13 protein-coding genes are annotated in these 17,201 nt (G+C 76.3%); 3 read left to right on the top strand and 10 right to left on the bottom strand.

Annotated features, from left to right (window positions below; all coding sequences use genetic code 11):
- From AB0O91_RS33355 to AB0O91_RS33345, 3 genes are all read right to left on the bottom strand, one after another.
- Positions 1-3,147 (bottom strand): amidohydrolase family protein (locus tag AB0O91_RS33355; protein WP_363441278.1); only part of this gene is annotated, 3,147 nt, incomplete at its 3' end.
- Positions 3,148-3,270: 123 nt separating this feature from the next.
- Positions 3,271-3,855, bottom strand: coding sequence for a MarR family transcriptional regulator (locus AB0O91_RS33350; protein ID WP_363441276.1), 585 nt, complete (start codon positions 3,853-3,855; stop codon positions 3,271-3,273).
- Positions 3,852-5,639 carry an MFS transporter gene (locus tag AB0O91_RS33345; protein WP_363441284.1) on the bottom strand — a complete coding sequence of 596 codons (1,788 nt, stop codon included), beginning with the start codon at positions 5,637-5,639 and terminating at the stop codon, positions 3,852-3,854. Before AB0O91_RS33345 ends, AB0O91_RS33350 begins: the two co-directional genes overlap by 4 nt.
- 286 nt (positions 5,640-5,925) lie before the next feature.
- Here AB0O91_RS33345 and AB0O91_RS33340 point away from each other — a divergent pair, with 286 nt between their 5' ends.
- Positions 5,926-7,512: a PTS transporter subunit EIIC gene (locus tag AB0O91_RS33340; protein WP_363441274.1), complete on the top strand. Its 1,587-nt coding sequence runs from the start codon at positions 5,926-5,928 to the stop codon at positions 7,510-7,512.
- Positions 7,513-7,796: 284 nt separating this feature from the next.
- Positions 7,797-8,540, top strand: coding sequence for a G1 family glutamic endopeptidase (locus AB0O91_RS33335; RefSeq protein ID WP_363441272.1), 744 nt, complete (start codon positions 7,797-7,799; stop codon positions 8,538-8,540).
- Between the two features lie 49 nt (positions 8,541-8,589).
- Here AB0O91_RS33335 and AB0O91_RS33330 read toward each other — a convergent pair whose 3' ends face one another.
- The 7 genes from AB0O91_RS33330 to AB0O91_RS33300 form a co-directional block, all read right to left on the bottom strand.
- On the bottom strand, positions 8,590-9,579 hold the full coding sequence (locus AB0O91_RS33330) for an NAD-dependent epimerase/dehydratase family protein (RefSeq protein WP_363441270.1): 990 nt from the start codon (positions 9,577-9,579) through the stop codon (positions 8,590-8,592).
- A 76-nt stretch (positions 9,580-9,655) separates the two neighbouring features.
- Positions 9,656-10,039, bottom strand: coding sequence for a hypothetical protein (locus AB0O91_RS33325; protein ID WP_363441268.1), 384 nt, complete (start codon positions 10,037-10,039; stop codon positions 9,656-9,658).
- Between the two features lie 94 nt (positions 10,040-10,133).
- Positions 10,134-11,351 (bottom strand): lanthionine synthetase LanC family protein, encoded by a 1,218-nt coding sequence (locus AB0O91_RS33320; protein WP_363441266.1) that lies wholly within the window; start codon positions 11,349-11,351, stop codon positions 10,134-10,136.
- Positions 11,352-11,488: 137 nt separating this feature from the next.
- Positions 11,489-11,659: a hypothetical protein gene (locus tag AB0O91_RS33315; protein WP_363441264.1), complete on the bottom strand. Its 171-nt coding sequence runs from the start codon at positions 11,657-11,659 to the stop codon at positions 11,489-11,491.
- 113 nt (positions 11,660-11,772) lie between these two features.
- Positions 11,773-11,943, bottom strand: coding sequence for a hypothetical protein (locus AB0O91_RS33310; protein WP_363441262.1), 171 nt, complete (start codon positions 11,941-11,943; stop codon positions 11,773-11,775).
- Between the two features lie 10 nt (positions 11,944-11,953).
- Entirely contained in the window at positions 11,954-14,641 is a 2,688-nt protein-coding gene (locus AB0O91_RS33305) for a lantibiotic dehydratase (protein WP_363441260.1), read from the bottom strand.
- A gap of 1 nt (position 14,642) precedes the next feature.
- Entirely contained in the window at positions 14,643-15,653 is a 1,011-nt protein-coding gene (locus AB0O91_RS33300; RefSeq protein ID WP_363441258.1) for a thiopeptide-type bacteriocin biosynthesis protein, read from the bottom strand.
- A 186-nt stretch (positions 15,654-15,839) separates the two neighbouring features.
- On the opposite strand from AB0O91_RS33300, the gene AB0O91_RS33295 reads away from it, so the two are divergent.
- Positions 15,840-17,180: a cytochrome P450 gene (locus AB0O91_RS33295; RefSeq protein ID WP_363441256.1), complete on the top strand. Its 1,341-nt coding sequence runs from the start codon at positions 15,840-15,842 to the stop codon at positions 17,178-17,180.
- The last annotated feature ends 21 nt before the right edge of the window (positions 17,181-17,201 follow it).

Genomic DNA, 17,201 nt, shown 5'->3' with positions numbered 1-17,201 from the left:
GCCGGCCGGGCGGGCCGCCGGGAGGCCCGCCGCCGGGGCCGGGGCGCCGGCGGCCACCAGGTCGGCGCGCCGGAACACGATGCCGTCGCGCATCACCCAGGAGGTCCGGGCGAGGTCCGCGAAGTCGTGGAACGGATCCCCGTCGACCACCGTCAGGTCGGCGAGCTTGCCCGGCTCCACCGTCCCGAGGTCGTCCGCCAGCCCGAACAGCCGGGCCGGCGCCGCGGTGGCCGTGCGCAGCGCCTGGGCGGGCGACAGGCCCGCGTAGCGGTGCAGCGCGCGCAGGCCGAGGTGGACCTGGAGGCCGACCGGGGTGAGCGGGGAGTCCGTGCCGAGGGCCAACGTGCCGCCGTCCGCGACGATCCGCCGGTAGACCTCCATCTCCCGTCGGACGGCGAGCCGTTGCCCGTCGGTGACCGGTGTCCGGGCCTGGAGCTGCACGTCGGCGGCGTCCCAGGGCGGCATCAGTTCCGTGACCCGGGTGTCCTCGGCCAGCGAGGGGTCGTCCCCGAGCAGGCGGAACGCCGTGAACGGGGTGATGACGATCGCGAACTCCCCGCCCCGGTAGATCTCCTGGACGTCCTGGTAGGCGCGCCCGGTGGGCGAGGACGACCGGGCGTACTCCTGCCGCTGGGTGGCCGTCAGATGGGTGGTGAGGTCCTGGCCGACCTGCACCCCGGGCGTCAGCAGGTGGCTGCCGGCCGGCACCCCGAGCAGCTCGTGCGCCGTCCGGGCCGCCTCGGCCATCATCCGGGCGGGCGCCCGGACATAGGACTTGACCACGTCGCAGTCCAGCGCCACCAGGCGGTCCAGACTGCGGCGCAGCCCGTCGGCCGTCCGGTGGGCGCGGCCCATGCTGTACGCCACCCGGCTGCCGTCGAGCAGCTCACCGCTGGTCAGGAAGCGGGGACCGTCCAGCACCCCGGCGTCGATCGACTCGCGGATCCGGGCCTGCTCGTAGGCGAAGCCGCCCAGCGAGACGGTGCCGGTGATGCCGTAGGCGAGCAGGGTCCGGGTCTGCCGGCCGCCGTAGATGTTCTGGTACGGGTGGGTGTGGGCGTCCCACAGGCCCGGCAGGACGGTGCAGCCGGTGGCGTCGACCAGCCGCTCGCCCGCCCGGCGCGGGCCCGGGCGGTGCGGTTCGACGGCGGTGATCCGGTTGCCGGAGACCACGATGTCGACGGACTCGCGGACCTCCTCGCCGGTGCCGTCCCACAGCCGGCCGGCGTGGATCCGGGTGACGTCGGAGCGCGGCGGCAGGGAGCGGGAGGTGCGCAGCGGGACGGCGACGGTGCGGGGGTCGCCGCCGTCGCGGTCGACCAGCCGCAGCCGCCCGGCGGAGAGGTGGAGCAGCCGGGCCGAATCGCCGGACCAGGACGGGTGGTCGGCGGCGTCCTCGGTGATCCGCCGGGCCTCGCCGGTGGGCGTGCCGTCGGGGGCGACCGGCAGCACCCAGAGCGCGGACTCCACCACCAGGGCCAGCCACCGGCCGTCGGGCGACCAGACCGGGCCGCTGTCGCCGCGGTCGGCGACCGAGGTGTCCGGCAGCGGCAGGAAGGACCGCGCGGAGCCGTCGCGGGTGTCGACCACCCGGATGACGTTGTAGCCCTCGCGGAAGCGGTGGTTGAGGCGGTTCCGGTCGCAGTACGCGAGGTAGCGGCCGTCCGGGGACCAACTGGGCCGCCCGGGGAGGCCGTTGCCGCCGATCGGGGCGGCCAGCCGCTGCTCGGCCCCGGTGCCGGGGTCGACCAGCAGGAGGGTGCCCAGGAGGTCCTGGCAGGCCAGCCTCGTCCCGTCGGGGGAGAGCGCGGGGTTGAAGCGGCCGCCCCGGGCGAGGACGGTGTCGGTGCCGTCGGCCAGGGTCAGCCGGTGCACGGCGGCCAGGCCGTCCCCGCCCTCGTCCCCGTCGTGGACGTAGAGCACGCTGCGGCCGTCCCGGCTCCACGCGGGCATCTGCACGTAGTGGGCGGGGGCGGCCTGGTGGAGCCTGCGCGGCTGCCCGCCGATCGGCAGCAGCCACAGGGCGTTGAGCGCGCAGAAGAGCACCGAGCGCCCGTCCGGGGAGAGCGCGGGCAGGTGGATCCCGCGCGCCGCGCGCCCGTCGGTGGAGTCCAGGTCGCGCACCTTGCGGCGGTACGCGGGGCGGGGCACCTCCAGCCGTGCGCGGAACGGGACTTCCACGGGGCTGTCCCGGGCCGGGGAGCGGTGGGTGAGCCGGCCGTCCGCCCAGTAGAGCAGCCCGCCGTCGGGCGTCCAGCAGGGCGGCAGCGGTGCGACGTCCTCGGTGCCGGAGACCACCGTGCCGTCGACCACCAGGACGGAGGTGGCCGACCGGTACGAGGTGGCGGCGGAGGTGTCGCCGACCCGGACGTAGGCGAGGCGGCCGTCCCCGCCCGGCGCCGGGCCGACCACGGTGCCGCCGTCCTCGGTGCGCAGCACGCTCACCGGGCCGCCGTCGGCCGGGACGGCGGCGATGGTCCGGCCGCCGGCGGCGTCCGCCCGGACGAACACCACCCGCTCGCCGTCCGGGTGCCAGGCCGGGTCGTAGTCCTCGACACCGGGCTCCCGGGTCAGCCGGGTCAGCCGGCCGGTGGCGGGCTCCACCGTCCAGATGTCGTACGAGCCGCCGGTCACCGCGTCGCCCGCGCGCTCGGAGGAGAAGGCGAGCCGGCGTCCGTCCGGCGACCAGGACACCCCGCGGTCGTCCCACGGGCCGGTCGTCAGCCGACGCAGGTCCGAGCCGTCCGGGGCCATCGCCCACAGGTGGAACCCGCCGTCGCGGTAGGCGCAGAAGGCCACCGTCGAGCCGTCCGGCGACCAGGCCGGCCGGGTCGGTTCGAGGTCCGGGGCGGTCAGCGCGGTCGCCGTCCCGCCGCTGCGGGGCAGGCCCCACAGCACGCCCTGCACCTCGACGACCAGCCGTTCGCCGTCGGGGGAGACGGTCACACCGGCGTTGGTCCCGGCGGTGAACTCCAGCACCCTGGTGGGGTGGTGGGCCGACGCCGCGGACCCTTCGGCGGCGGCCGTCGGGGCGGGCCCGAGCGCCGCGCCGGTGCCGGCGGCCACCGCCGCCCCGAGGAAACCCCGCCGGCTGAACCCCGACCGACCGCTCTCGGGCCCCTGCTGCCCGTCCCGGAGAAACGACATGTCCGCTCCCTGATCGTCCGAACACGCTCGACCCGGTCATTGTCGGTCGGGTGCGGTCAGGTGCGGTCGTGGCAGGGAGTGTGGATCCGAGGATCCGTCAATGGGCGTACGAGCCGGTCAGGTTCACGGCGTAGGCCGGGTGTCCCCGGGTGTGTCGGCGGGTCCGGCGGGTTCGGTGGGATCGGCGGGCTTGGAGGGTTCGGCGGGCTTGGAGGGTTCGGCGGGCTCGTCGAGGAGGAGTTCCAGCAGCGGGAGGACGGCCTCCAGGGCGCGGCACTGCTCGTCGGTGAGCCGGGCGCTGCGGCGGGCCAGCAGGGCGGTGCGCTCGCGGCGGATCCGGGCCAGGGTGTCCCGTCCGCGCGGGGTGGGGGCGAGCAACTGGGAGCGTCCGTCCTGCGGGTCGGGGGTCTTGCCGATCAGCCCGGCGGCGACCAGCGGCCCGACCGTGCGCACCATCGACGGCACGGCCACCCCCTCGCGCGCGGCGAGTTCGCCGAGCCGCAGCGTGCCGTGCTGCTCCACCCGGGCGAGGGCGGAGAGTTGGGCGGCGGTGAGGTCCTGGTCGCCCGAGGCGCGGACCAGCTGCCGGTTCAGCCGGCCGATCGCCAGCCGCAGCCGGACCACCGCCTCGGCGGAGAGCCCGGCGGAGGAGCCCTCGGTGGGCTCGTCGGTGGGCCCGCCGCCGGGCGCGGTGTCCTGCGCGCTCACGGTCCGTGCTCCCGCGCGGGCGGGGCCGGCCGGTCGGTCACCGGGGTGGATCCGGTCCCCGCGGGGGCGGTCCCGGCGGGGGTGGGCCCGCCGGCGGGGGCGGGCCGACCGGCGACCGGGCGGCCGCCCGCGGGCCGGGTCCGTTCCCGGACCAGCGAGGCGGCCGCGGCGACCAGGGACATCGCGATCGCCAGCCAGAACACCACCACCAGGCCGTCGTGGAAGGGCCCCGAGATCAACTGGGGGAAGAACTCCCGGCCGGTCAGGGTGTGGGCGTTGGCCGCCGGGAGCTGGCCCAGCACCTGGGGCCCCAGCAACTGCTGGACCGGGTTGTAGCCGAGGAACGCGGCGAACAGGGTGCCCACCGGCGGCAGCGAGGCGATGGCGTGGGCGTCGGCGGCGGGCACGCCCTGCGCGGTCAGTCCGGCGGTCAGGGTGTGCGGCAGCGAGCCGGCCAGCCCGGCCACCATCAGCGAGAAGAACACCCCGATCGACAGCACCATGCCGGCGTTCTGGAAGGTGGCCCGCATGCCGGAGGCGGCGCCGCGGGCCGCGGCCGGCACGCTCGACATGATCAGCGAGGTGTTGGGGGCGGCGAACAGGCCGCCGCCCAGGCCGTTCAGGAACACCAGCAGGGCGAACCACGGGTAGTCGAAGTCGGTGGGCAGCAGGAGCAGCCCGGCGAACGAGAACGCCATCACCATCAGTCCGCCGGCCGCGAAGAACCGGGCCCCGGCACGGTCCGACAGGTAACCGGCGATCGGCCCGGCGGCGAGGAACCCCACGGTCAGCGGAACGAGGTAGATGCCCGCCCAGAGCGGGGTGTCGGCGTAGTCGTAGCCGTGCAGCGGCAGCCAGATGCCCTGGAGCCAGATGATCAGCATGAACTGCAGCCCGCCGCGCGCGATCGAGCCCAGCAGGGTGGCCGCGTTCCCCCCGGTGAAGACCGGGTCGCGGAAGAGCGAGAGCGGGAACATCGGTTCCGCCGTCCGGGACTCGACCAGGCAGAACACCGCGAGCAGCGCCACCCCGCCGAACAGCCCGGCCAGCACCCACGGGTTGGTCCAGCCCATGGTGTGGCCGCCGTACGGCTGGATGCCGTAGGTGATCGCGGCGAGCAGGGCGGTCAGGCCGACGCCGAAGGTGATGTTGCCCCACCAGTCGATCCGGGCCGGCCGGCGCACCCCGGTCTCGCGCAGCGAGCGGTAGGCCCAGACCGTGCCGAGCACGCCGATCGGCACGTTGACCCAGAAGATCGACCGCCAGTTCCACTCGGCCAGCAGCCCGCCCAGCACCAGGCCGATGAAGGACCCGGCGATGCCCGCGACGATGTTGACCCCGAGGGCCGTACCGCGCTGGCGGACCGGGAACGCGTCGGTGATGATCGCCGCCGAGTTGGCCATCAGCATCGAGCCGCCGACCGCCTGCACCACCCGCCAGCCGATCAGCCACAGCGCGCCCGGCCCGCCGTGCAGCGGGTCGAGCGAGAGGGCCACCGAGGTGAGGGTGAAGATCAGGAAGCCCGCGTTGTAGATCCGGACCCGGCCGTGGATGTCGCCCAGCCGGCCGAGGGTCACCACCAGGACGGCCGTGACCAGCATGTAGCCCATCAGCATCCACAGCAGGTAGCTGACGTTGCCGGGCTCCAGCGGGTCCAGGCCGATGCCGTTGAAGATCGCGGGCAGCGAGATCAGCACGATCGAGGCGTTCACGGTGGCGATCAGGGTGCCGAGCGTGGTGTTGGACAGGGCCACCCACTTGTAGCGGGGATGGTCCGGGTCCACCCCGGTACGGGCGGGCCGCGGCCGGCCGGTTCTGCTGCCGCCGGAGAGTCGTGTCGCCACTGCTGCCTCCTGCTGGCCGGCCCGGCCCGAGCCGGCCGGCGGATGGGAGTGGGATGTGGAGCGGGAATCCGAACGGGACATCGATAGCTTCCGCCACCTAACGATAGTCCGGGCGCGCGTTCGACCGGAAGGGCGCGTTCGGAGCGCGCGGGCCCCCGGAGCCGTCCCGGGCCACGCCCTCCCGGCCCCGGTTGCGCACCCGGACGATCCGGGTACCACCCCTGGCATGTCCGACGAGAAGAACCGCTCCGTGGCCGAGGCGATCCTCCCGCTGGTCGGCGGAGCCGCCAACATCCGCTCGGTCGCCCACTGCATGACCCGGCTGCGGCTGGGCCTGGTGGACCGCTCCCTGGTCGACCGGGCGGGGCTCGCGGCGCTGCCGGCCGTCCTCGGCACCGTGGACGACGACACCTACCAGATCGTCCTCGGCCCGGGCGCGGTCGCCGGGGTCACCGACCGGCTGCGCCGACTGCTGGCCGCCGCCGGCTGGACGGAGGGCGCGCCGCCCGCCGCCGCGGGACAGGCCGGGGAGCCCGTCGGGGAGGCGGCCGGGGCGCCTGTCCGGGAGCGGGCCGGGGAGCCCGCCGGAGAGTCGGCCGGAGGACGGGCCGGGGAGCCCGCCGGGCCCACCGCCGAGCAGCTCGCCGCGCGCGGTGCGCGGCTCCGGGCCGAGGCCGCGGTGCGCAACGCGACCCCGGTGAAGCGGGCGCTGCGCCGGATCGCCGACATCTTCGTCCCGCTGATCCCGGCCCTGATCGGCTGCGGGATCGTCGCCGCCCTGTCCGGGGCGCTGGCCAACCTCGGCTGGGCGCCCGCACTGGTCGCCGCACTCGGGGCGGTGTCCTCGGGCTTCATGTCGCTGCTCGCCGTCTTCGTCGGCTACAACACCGCGAAGGAGTTCGGCGGTACGCCCGTGCTGGGCGGGGCCGTGGCCAGTGTGATCGTCTACGCGGGGGTGGCCAAGGTGGAGGCCTTCGGCCACCACCTCACCCCCGGGCAGGGCGGCGTGGTCGGGGCGCTCGGCGCCGCGCTGCTCGCCGTCCGACTGGAGCGGTGGACCCGGCGGATCGTGCCCGCCGCCCTGGACGTCCTGGTCACCCCGACCGTCACCGTCCTGCTCGGCGGGCTGGCCGCGCTGTACGGCCTGATGTTCCTGGCCGGGGAGGTCTCCACGGCCATCGGCCACGCCGCGACCTGGCTGCTCGCCCACGGCGGGCTGCTCGCCGGACTGGTGCTCGGCGGCCTCTTCCTGCCGCTGGTGATGCTCGGCCTGCACCAGGCGCTGATCCCGATCCACACCACCCTGATCCAGCAGCAGGGCTCCACCGTGCTGCTGCCGATCCTCGCGATGGCCGGGGCCGGGCAGGTCGGCTGCGCCGCCGCCGTCTACCTGCGACTGCGGCACAACGCCTCCGTCCGGGCCACCATCCGGTCCGCGCTGCCGGCCGGCCTGCTCGGCGTCGGCGAACCCCTCGTCTACGGGGTCACGCTGCCGCTCGGCCGCCCGTTCATCACCGCCTGCGTGGGCGGCGCCGCGGGCGGGGCCTTCGTCGGGGTCGCCGGCCAACTCGGCGACGCGGTCGGCTCGACGGCCGTCGGCCCGTCCGGCTGGGCGCTGTTCCCGCTGCTGGCGGGCCCGCACGGGATGGCCGTGAGTGCCGCCGTCTACGGGGGCGGGCTGCTGACCGGCTACCTGGTGGGGTTCCTGGCGACGTACTTCTTCGGATTCACCCGCGCGATGCTCGCCGAGCACGACGCCGCTCCCGCCACTCCCGTCGCTCCGGCGGCGCCCGCGGCGCCTGCCGCCGAGTGAGGGCGGCGGCGCCGGACGGCGCCGGAGCGCGGCTGCGGACGGCGGACCGGACCGCCACGACCGTGACGCGGCAGGCCTGTTGACGGCGGGGGTGTCCGACGGGGGCCTGCGGGTCCGTAGCGGCGCGCGGCCCGTCGGGGTCGGGTAGGCCCCCGGGGAGGTGAGGCCCTTCGGATGCGGTGTCGGGGGCCGCTTCGTTATGCCCCCGTGACCTCCGGGTCCGGTGCGACGGGTCTACCTTTGTCGACGCTCGGTCAACTCCACGCCCTCACCCAGGAGTAGCCATGTCCGAAGCCCGTCGGCACGCCCTCGCCGTGTCCACCGCCCTGCTGACCCTGCTGGGCACCGCCGCCCCGGCCGTCGCCGCCACCGCCCCCACCGTCGTGCAGGCCCCGCTCGCCCACCACGGCGGCGGCCTGCGCAACAGCACCAGCGGCAACTGGTCCGGCTACGCCGCCACCGGCAGCAAGTTCACCAGCGTCAGTGCCAGTTGGGTGCAGCCCGCGGTGTCCTGCACCGGCGCCGCCACCTGGTCCAGCTTCTGGGTCGGCCTCGACGGCGACGGCAGCAGCACCGTCGAGCAGACCGGCACCGAGGCCGACTGCTCCGGCGGCTCCCCGGTGTACTCCTCGTGGTACGAGATGTACCCGGCCTACCCGGTCAACTTCAGCAACGCCGTCCGGCCCGGCGACCACTTCACCGCGAGCGTCACCACCAACGGCAGCGGCTCCTTCACCCTCACCCTCGCCGACACCACGGCGGGCTGGAAGCGCACCGTCACCAAGGCCCTGCGCAGCGCCGCCCTGGCCTCCGCCGAGGTGATCGCCGAGGCCCCGTCCAGCTCCACCGGGGTGCTCCCGCTCTCCGACTTCCACTCGGTCGCGTTCAGCGGCGCCAGCGCCAACGGCCGGAGCCTGGGCGGCTTCCACCCCGATGCCATCACCATGGCCTCCGGCGGTGTCACCCGGGCCGCCACCTCCGGGCTGAGCGGGGGCAGTTCCTTCTCGGTGGCCTGGAAGCACAGCTGACCGTGCGGAAGGCCGCCACCCAGGTGGCGGCCCTCCGTCGTCCCTGGGGTCAACGGCCGCTCTCGGCCCGGTACTTCGCCCAGTCGGCGAGCAGCGCGGCCTCCCGCTCCGGGGGTAGCGCCGCGGGCAGCGGCTCGAAGGGGGCTATGTCGCGGGCGGTGTCCGCGATCGGGCGCAGCCGCAGGCCGGTGGCCACGGCGGCGGCGGAATCGGCGGTGCGGGTGGCCAGCGACAGCGGGTCGGTCGTCCAGAGCGGCAGCGCGCGGTTGTCGAGGCCGGCGGCCTGCAGGAAGTCGTCCCCGACCCAGCTGAGGCTGGTGCCGGGCGGGGCGACGGCGGAGGCCACGGCGTCCAGGAGCTCGCCGATCGTGCCGGTCGGGGGCGTCGCCGCGTGGTACGCGCCGGAGGCGTCCCGGGTGAGCAGGGTGAGCATCCAGTCGGCGAGGTCCCGGGCGTCGACGACCTGGAGCGGGGCGTCGGGCCGTCCCGGGGCCAGGACTTCGCCGCCCCGGGCGAGTCGCTGCACCCAGTGGTCGAAGCGGTGGGTGTAGTCCTGCGGGCCGATCACATAGGTCGGGCGCACCAGCAGCACGTCCGGGCCGAAGCGCTCCCGCGCGGCCCGCTCGCACTGGACCTTCAGGACGCCGTAGCTGTCGACGGTGATCTCGTCGGCCTCGGGGCCGTCGGCGGGGAGCAGCGGGGAGTCCTCGGTGTACCCCGGTGCGTCCGGGGTGTCGTAGACGGCGACGGACGAGACCAGCAGGTAGCGCCCGGCCGCGCCCGGGTCGTCGAGGGCGTCGGCCAACTCCCGTACCTGGCGCGGGAAGTAGGCGCTCACGTCGACGGTGGCGTCCCAGCGCAGGCCGCTCAGTACGGACAGGTCCGCGTCCCGGTCGGCGATGAGGTGGGTGGCCTCGGGGAGCAGGTCGGCGCCGGACCGGCCCCGGTGCAGCACGGTGACGTCGTGTCCGGCGGCGAGCGCGGCCCGGGCGAAGTGCAGGCCGACGAACCGGGTTCCACCCATGATCAGTATGCGCATGGGGTCATGCTCCCAGTTCGGCCCGCCCCCGGCCAGGGTGCGCACCGTGCGCACGGCCGGACCGGAGGGGCCCCCCTCAGAGCACGGCCAGGACGTCCTGGTGCACCCCGTCGAGGACGAAGCCGTTGTCCAGCCGCACCCGGAGCGTCACCAGGGCGCCGCGCTCCCGGTGTGCGGCCCACTCCGGTTCCAGCGCGGTGATTTCGCCGGCCAGCCGCTCCCGGCTGGCCGTCGGCATGGTGTGCCCGTAGTCGTCGAGGAGCGCCCTGAGCCGCTGGTACTCGCGCACCCCCTCGCTCTCCGGGAGTTCCCCGTCCACCCGCTCGACGGTGCCCTCGGCCCCGGCGCCGAGCGACAGGAACCCGACGACGGCCGCCGACGTCCCCGGCTCCCCGGTGACGGCCTCGCCGATCGCGAGGTCCTCCGTCAGCCTGACGCGTCGGCCTGCCTCCCAGGTCATCCGTGCACTGCCTCTCGCTCGCTCCGTGCCGTGGCGGGCTCCGCCGACGGTCCGGCCATTATCCGCCGACCGGTCCGGGCCGGTGCACGCCGGCTCAGCGCAGACCGAGGCAGGGCAGCCAGGTCCGTGCGGCGTCGTGGTCCGCGGTGAGCAGGGCGCACAGCGGCCCGGCGGCCCCGCCGAGCAGGCCCATGCCGGTCGCGCCGAGGGCTGCCACCTCGGGCAGGCGGGTCCGCAGGTGGGTGAGCAGCCGGGCCCGCAGCGCGGCCGCGGCGGGCAGGGCGGCGTGACGGGCGAAGGTGTCGGCCACCGCCAGGACGCCGGAGGCCCCGTGGCACAGGGCCAGCAGGTCGCTCGGGCGGTCGCCGAACAGGTGGAACCGCTCGTCGTAGCGTTCGGCGAGCGAGGTGAAGGCCGCGGCGGCCCAGTCGGCGGTCTCCCGGTCGCCCAGCGCGTCGGCGGCGTCCCACAGCGCCCAGGACACACCGGGCGTGCCGTAGCACCAGGCCTGGCGGGCGCGGGCTCCGGCGGGCGGCGGGGCGTCGTCGAGCCCGGCGCCGTCCCAGGAGCGGATGGAGCGGGCGTCGTCGAAGGACTGCCGCACCAGCCACCGGGTCGCGCGGCCCAGGGCGGACGCCAGCCCGGGCGCCGGTCCGAGTCGGCGCAGTGCGGCGGTGAGGGCGGTGACGACGCCCGCGACGCCGTGGCCCGTGCCGGTGTTGATCCGGCCGTCGAGCCAGCCCAGGTTCGGATGGCCGGCGTACTGTCCGGTGCGCAGCCGGGGCAGTGCGTCGGCGTCGCACAGCTCGGTCAAGTGGTCCGCGAACGGGCCGAGTTGGGCCGGCGTGGGGCTGGAGCCCGCGGTCAGGGCGAGCAGCGTGCCCGAGGGGCCGACGATGAGGTCGTAGTCCGGGAAGGCGACGCGCTCGCGGCGGTGGCCGAGGGTCGGCGCGGTGCGGACCAGGTGGTCGCGGAGGCGGTCGGCGACCGGGGTCAGGCCCGGGTGGACCCCGGCGCCCAGGCGCAGGCCCACCAGCGTTCCGGCCAGCCCGCCGTCGTACAACCCGCAGTGGGCGGGCCCCCGGCCGGCGTCGCGGGCCCACACCGCCACGGCCCGGGCCGCGGACCGCTCGGCCTCCGGATCACCGGTGGCGTGCAGCAGGGCGGCCAGGACGGGGACGCCCGGGTCGGAGGGGAGTTCGGCGCCCGCCGGTTCCGTGCGGGGCCGGGCCGACCAGGCGTCGAGGAGCCGGACGGCGAGTCGGCTGGCGGCGGTGCCGGTGCTCTCGGCGCTCGCGGTGTGGTGCGGCACGACGACTCCTCGGGAGGTGCGGGGCGGTGCTCCGCCCCGGCGGCTGACGCGGGCCGGGCGGAGCGCCGGTGGCGGCGGCCGTCGGGGGCCGCCGTCCGGGGGCCGTCCGGGGAGGCCCCGGACGGCCTGGGGGGTGGTCAGCAGTACACCCCGGTGCAGAGCAGCACCGTGTCGCAGAGCGCGACGGTGCAGAGGCCGCTGCAGCCGCCGCTGCTGGCCTCGGGGGTCGGCAGGGTGGTCTCGGTGATGCGGGCGTCCAGGTCGCCGATGAGGGCGTCGAGGTCGGTGAGCGCGGTGATCTCGGGCATGGTTCCTCCTTCAGGAGCGGTGTTCGGTGTGGGGCCCGGCGCGGGCCGGTCCCTTGCGGGGCCGGGGGCCGAGGGGGCCGTCCGGGGGAGGCCCCGGACGGCCTGGGGGGTGGTCAGCAGAGCACCCCGGTACAGAGCGCGACGGTGTCGCAGGCCAGGACGGTGCAGAGGCCGCTGCAGCCGGCGGTGCTGGCCTCGGGGGTGGGCAGGGTGGTCTCGGTGATGCGGGCGTCCAGGTCGCCGATGAGGGCGTCGAGGTCGGTGAGCGCGGTGATCTCGGGCATGGTTCCTCCTTCAGGAGCGGTGTTCGGTGTGGACCGCCCCGGTGGCCCGCCCACGGGGAGCGGGCGTACCGGGGACGTCGGGTTCGCCGCGCAGGGCGGCGACGGCGGGTTCCGCGAGTTCTTCGGCGGCCCGGCCGAGCGGCAGGCGGAGCAGGAGTTGGGCGGCGACGGCGGCGCCGCCGTGTGCCGGGTCGCGCAGCAGCAGCCCGTCGGGGGCCGGGAGCATCTCCTCGACCAGCAGGTCCGCGCCGGGGTGGCGGGTGCAGATACGTTCCAGCAGGGCGACCGTGGTCACCGCCGCGAAATCCACGGGCACCGGCTTCGCCTGGGCCGCGGCCCGGACGAAGGCGAAGCGGGGCAACCCGGCGTCGCGGGTGAGCCCGGCGAGGGCGCGCACCTTGGTCAGGTCGTCGTCGCCGGGCCGCCACAGCCGGGCGGCCGGGACCCGCCGGAGCGCGGGGGCGATCACCAGGGCGCCGCCGCCGACGGTCACCCGGGGCAGCCGCTCCGGGGCGGGGAAGGCACCCTCCAGACCGTCCAGGCGGATCAGGCGGGAGCACGCCGGGTGGCCCGCGGGCAGCAACAGCCGGGTCAGGACGTCGTACGGGGGCAGCGGCGTGCGGGTGGCGTGGTGGACCGGCAGCAGCCGGCAGCCGTCGGCCTCGGCGATGATCCGGGTGCCGGCCCGGCGCAGGGTGATCCGGTCGAGCGGCAGGTAGCGGGCGGTCAGGCCGTCCCGGCCCTGGTAGGGCAGCGGATCGGGGTCCCCGGTCCACCAGCCGGTGGTGACCGGCCGTCGGACGGCGTTGGCGGCGCGCTCGGCGAGCGGCGGCACCAGCAGCTCGACGAAGCGCGCCCCGGACCGCCGCTCCACGGCGGCGAGGAAGGCCCGGTAGTCGCGCAGACTGCGGTAGCCGTCGTGCAGGGTGTGCAGCGCGTCGGCGAACCGGGCGTCCAGCACGCCCGCCGGTGAGGCCGTCTCCAGGACCGCGACCGGGCCGGGCCCCGGGAGCGGGCGCAGCAGGCAGTCCAGGGGCCAGGGCGGCAGGGCCGTCGCGGCCGGGGGCGCGCCGAGCGCGTCCAGCAGGTCGTCGTCCAGGTCCACCGCCGCGGCGTCGGCCCGGGCGGCCAGGTGGGCCAGCAGCGCGGCGTAGCCGGAACCGGGGGCCTCGGCGGGGTGCCAGCCCGGCTGGCGGCGCAGCGGCTGCGCCGGCGGGGCGTCGTCGTCGGGCAGGCAGCGGGCGAGGAGCTCGCCGAGCGGGCACGGCCGTTCGGTGAGGTCCGCCAGGGCGGCCGGCAGCCGGTGCGGGTCGGGCCCCGCGAGCCGGTCGGCCTCCCGCAGCCAGGCCACCCGGGCGGCGGTGCCGAGGGCCCGTTCCACCTGGCGGGCGGCCGCGCCGGACACCGCCGAGGCGGTGCTGCGGTAGGAGTCCGTGAACCACGTGCGGGCGGTGTCGGCGGAGGAGGCATGGGTGGGGCCGGAGTCGGCACCGGCGTCCGGCACCGGCTGCGGCAGGGGGCCGCCCGCGCGGAGGTCCGCGGCGGGGCGCCAGCCGGTGGTGAGGCGGCGCGGGGGTTCGCAGGCCTGGAGCACACCGAGGCCGAGCAGGTGCGCGAGGAAGCCGCGCAGCACCGTCGCGGGGGTGTCCGCCGGGGTCGCGGCCGGGCCCAGCAGCGCCGCTTCGAGGTCGGCCAACGGGAGCGGTCCGCCGCCGAGTCGGGCCAGGACGGCGTCCAGCGGGAGGGTGCGCCGCAGGACGACCCGGCGCATCCGGGTGCGTTCGCGCGGGTCGATCACCCAGCAGCGCAGGACCCCGGTGCCCGGGGGGCCGTCCGTCGGCTGGAGGAAGTGCAGCGGGGCCAGGGCCAGCAGCGTGGCCGGGTCCGCTGTCCGCAGGTCCAGGCCGCCGAGCCGGGCGCGCACCCCGTGGACGTTCTCGACGGCCTCGGCCGCGACCCCGCCGAGGAGCGCGCCGGGCGGGAGGAGACGCAGCAGGGCTCCGTCGTCACCCCCGGTGCCGTCCGGCGGGGCGACCGGGACCAGGGTGACCTGGCCGACCCAGCCGCGCGGGGTGGTCTTCGCCGCGGCCCGCCCGAGCGCCCGCCACACGTACGCCGCCCGCTTGCGCAGCCGTTTCCCGCCCCAGGACTCGCCCGCGGCCAGGCGTCCGTGGACGTCGTCGGCGGCGCCGGGCTCCGTGCCGTCCAGGAAGTCCCGCATGACCGGGGACGCGCGGACCAGGGACCAGCCCAGCGCATCGACGCGCTCGCGCTCGTCCGCCACCGCGTCCGTCAGCCGCCGCAGGACGGCGGGGACCGACGCGGCCTCCTCGCCCAGCCGTACGGCGTCCGCGACGAGGTCGCGGGCGGCGGGCAGCCGCCCGAGCAGTCCGCAGTCGGCCGGGCCCGGTGCGGCGCCGGAGTGCAGCCGGCGGCGCAGGGCCAGTACGGCGCGGCGGTCGGCGGGGGTGAGGTCGGGGTGCGGCACCACCGCGGTGCCCAACTGCTCGGCCAGCGCCCGGGATCGCCCGGCCCGCCGGTCGTCCTGCCGGGTGAGGTCGGCGAGGCGGGCGAACAGCTCCGGGTTGCCCGCCGCCGCCCACGCCTCCAGCGGGAGGCCGGCCACCCGGAGCAGCGCCGTGCCGGCCGGCCCGGGGGCCTCGCCCACGTCCACGTCCATGTCCACGTCCACGTCCACGTCAGAACCCCCCTTCGTCGGCGAGCGCGTGGGTCAGCAGGCTCTGCCGGGCCAGTGAGAGCCGCCCGCGGTTCCAGTGGAAGACGACGTAGTGGGCGGCGGCCCGGCGCGGGCCGATCACCGCCTCACCGGAGTCGAAGTAGCCGGTGCGCCAGGCCTCGGCGGCCCGGCGCACGGCGCTGCCGTCCGCCTCGACCGCCGCCCGCCGCAGCGGCGGGAGCGACGCGAGCAGGTCGGCGCGGCCGGTCCGCCAGACCGCGCGGATGCCCGCGGCGGCCCGCCGGGTGTCGTCGTCCGGCTCGGCGCCCAGCCGGCGCCCGATGTCGTCCCGCAGCACCTGCCAGACCCCGCGGTGCTCCCAGCCGACGATGCCGAGGCCGTCGAGGAGTTCACCGAGGAGGTACAGGGAGAACCGCCAGTCCGCGAGCGCCTCCGGCCGGCCCGGTGCGGCGGCGGCGTCGTGGTGGTCGAGCCAGGCCAGGGAATCCACCGTGAACAGGTCGTGGACGTACCGCATCGACCGCGGGCCGCCGAAGAGATAGGTCTCCGGCTCGTAATTCCCGCACCGCGGCGGAGCCGACCAGCCGTCCACCGCACGGAAGCGGCGGATGAGTTCCGCACGCAGTTCCGTCCGCAGTTCCTCGCCCCGGTCCCCGTGCAGTTCCCCGGTCGGGTCCCCGGAATCCGGGTGGCCCACCTCGAACCGGACCCGCAGTCCCGGTGGTTTGTGCATGAAGAAGAAGGAGCGGGCCGCGCCGGCGGCGATCAACTCGCGGGCCGTGTCCGCGACGGCGCGGTACGTCCGGTGCGGCGCGGTCGGGCCGGGAGCGAGGTTGAGCTGGACCCAGCCGTCCTCCGGCCGGTCGCCGCGCAGCGCGGCGAGTCCGGCGGCCAGGAAGGTGCGACGCGCGGCTTCGTACCCGGGGTCCGCGGAACCGACCGGTACTGTTTCCCGCGGAACGCCGCGAACGTCCTGGAGGCAGTCGGCCAGCAATCGTTCGACGTCCACCATCGCGCCCCACCTCCTCGTGATGTCTGCTGCTCCTCCTGGTTTTCCGCGATTCGGCCGGATCGAAAAATGGAAGACAAATACTCATATGATCAAAAAGATTGCGCCCCGTGCGCGCATGCGGGATCGTGCGCCGGAGAAACATCGAGGAGCGCATTCGAGGAGCGCCGGCCGTCCTCAGGAGGTCCGTTGAACATCCCCGGTCCCGAGCCCCGTCCGGACGGCGGGGTGGGCGCCATCGCGCGGGCGGGCGGACTGCACACCTACCAGCTGTGGCTGCACGCCGAGTACGGTCCGGTGGCGCGCTTCCAACTGCCCGGCGCCGACACCGCCGTGTCGATCGCCGACCCGGTGCTGCTGGAGGCCGCCGTCGGTCTCGACGAGCGGCCGGAGCGGCTGTTCTCCTTCCTGGACCCGCTGTTCGAGGCGGGCAACCTCCAGGTCCTCCCGGCCGACGAGCACGAGCCGTGGCGCCGGCTGCTGCTCGGCGTGCTGGCCGGACGGCCCGCGCACGAACGGCACTTCGCCCGCTTCACGGCCCTGGCGACCGAACTCGCCGACCGCTGGGCCGCGTTGCCCGCAGGGCGGCCGGTGGAACTCCAGCGGGAGCTCACCGCGCTCTCGCTGCGGATGATCTGCGCCTTCGCGCTGGGCGGCGAGGTCGAGGACCCGGACGGCGTGGTCGAGGCCTTCGAGACGGTGCTCGCCGAGCAGTTGGAGCGGCTGTACCGGCCGCCGGGTGCGGCGGCCCCGGCAGAGGACGGGGAACGGACCGGCCGGGCACTCGCCGTCCTGCGGCGGACCGTCGACCGGGCGGTCGCGGCCCACCGAGGGGGCGGTCCCGGCGGCGATCGCAGCGATCTGATCGGCGCCCTGGTCGAGGCCGGTGAGCACCCGGCGCGGATCCGGGACACCGTCCTCACCGTCCTGCTGGCCGCCCACCACACCACGGGCGTGGCCGTCTCCTGGACCCTGCACCTGCTCGCCGGGCACCCCGGCGCGGCCGGGCGGGTCACCGCCGAACTCGACCGCGTCCTCGGTGACCGCGCCGCGCCGGACCACGCCGACCTGCACCGGCTGCCGTACCTGGAGACGGTGCTCAAGGAGTCGCTGCGCCGTTGTCCGCCCGGCCCCTACGGTGCCCGGCGGACGGCTGAGCCGCTGACCGTCGGCCCGTACCGGCTGCCGGCCGGGGCGGTGGTCTTCCTCCCGATCTGGGCCGTCCACCTGAACCCCGCGTACTGGCCGGAGCCGGAGCGCTTCCGGCCCGAGCGGTTCGGCCCGGAGGAGTCGGCCGGGCGGCACCGGCTGGCCTGGATCCCCTTCGGGATGGGTCCGCGCGCCTGCGAGGGGGCCCGACTGGCCACCCTGGAGGCCCTGTTGCTGCTGGCGGTGCTGCTCAAGCGCCTCCGCTTCCGGCCCGTGCCGGGGCACCCGGTGGTGCCGGTCGAGCGGTTCGTCCTCTGGGCGGCCGAGGACATCCGGATGCTGGTGAGCCCACGGACGGAGCGCGGCCCGGACCGGAGCTGAACTGCACGGGAATCGCACGTG

Origin of the sequence: Kitasatospora sp. NPDC089797, from assembly GCF_040684795.1 — a bacterium.
Lineage (GTDB): Bacteria > Actinomycetota > Actinomycetes > Streptomycetales > Streptomycetaceae > Kitasatospora.
Note: the sequence above shows the minus strand (reverse complement) of the source record. Positions and strands in the feature narration are given on the sequence as shown.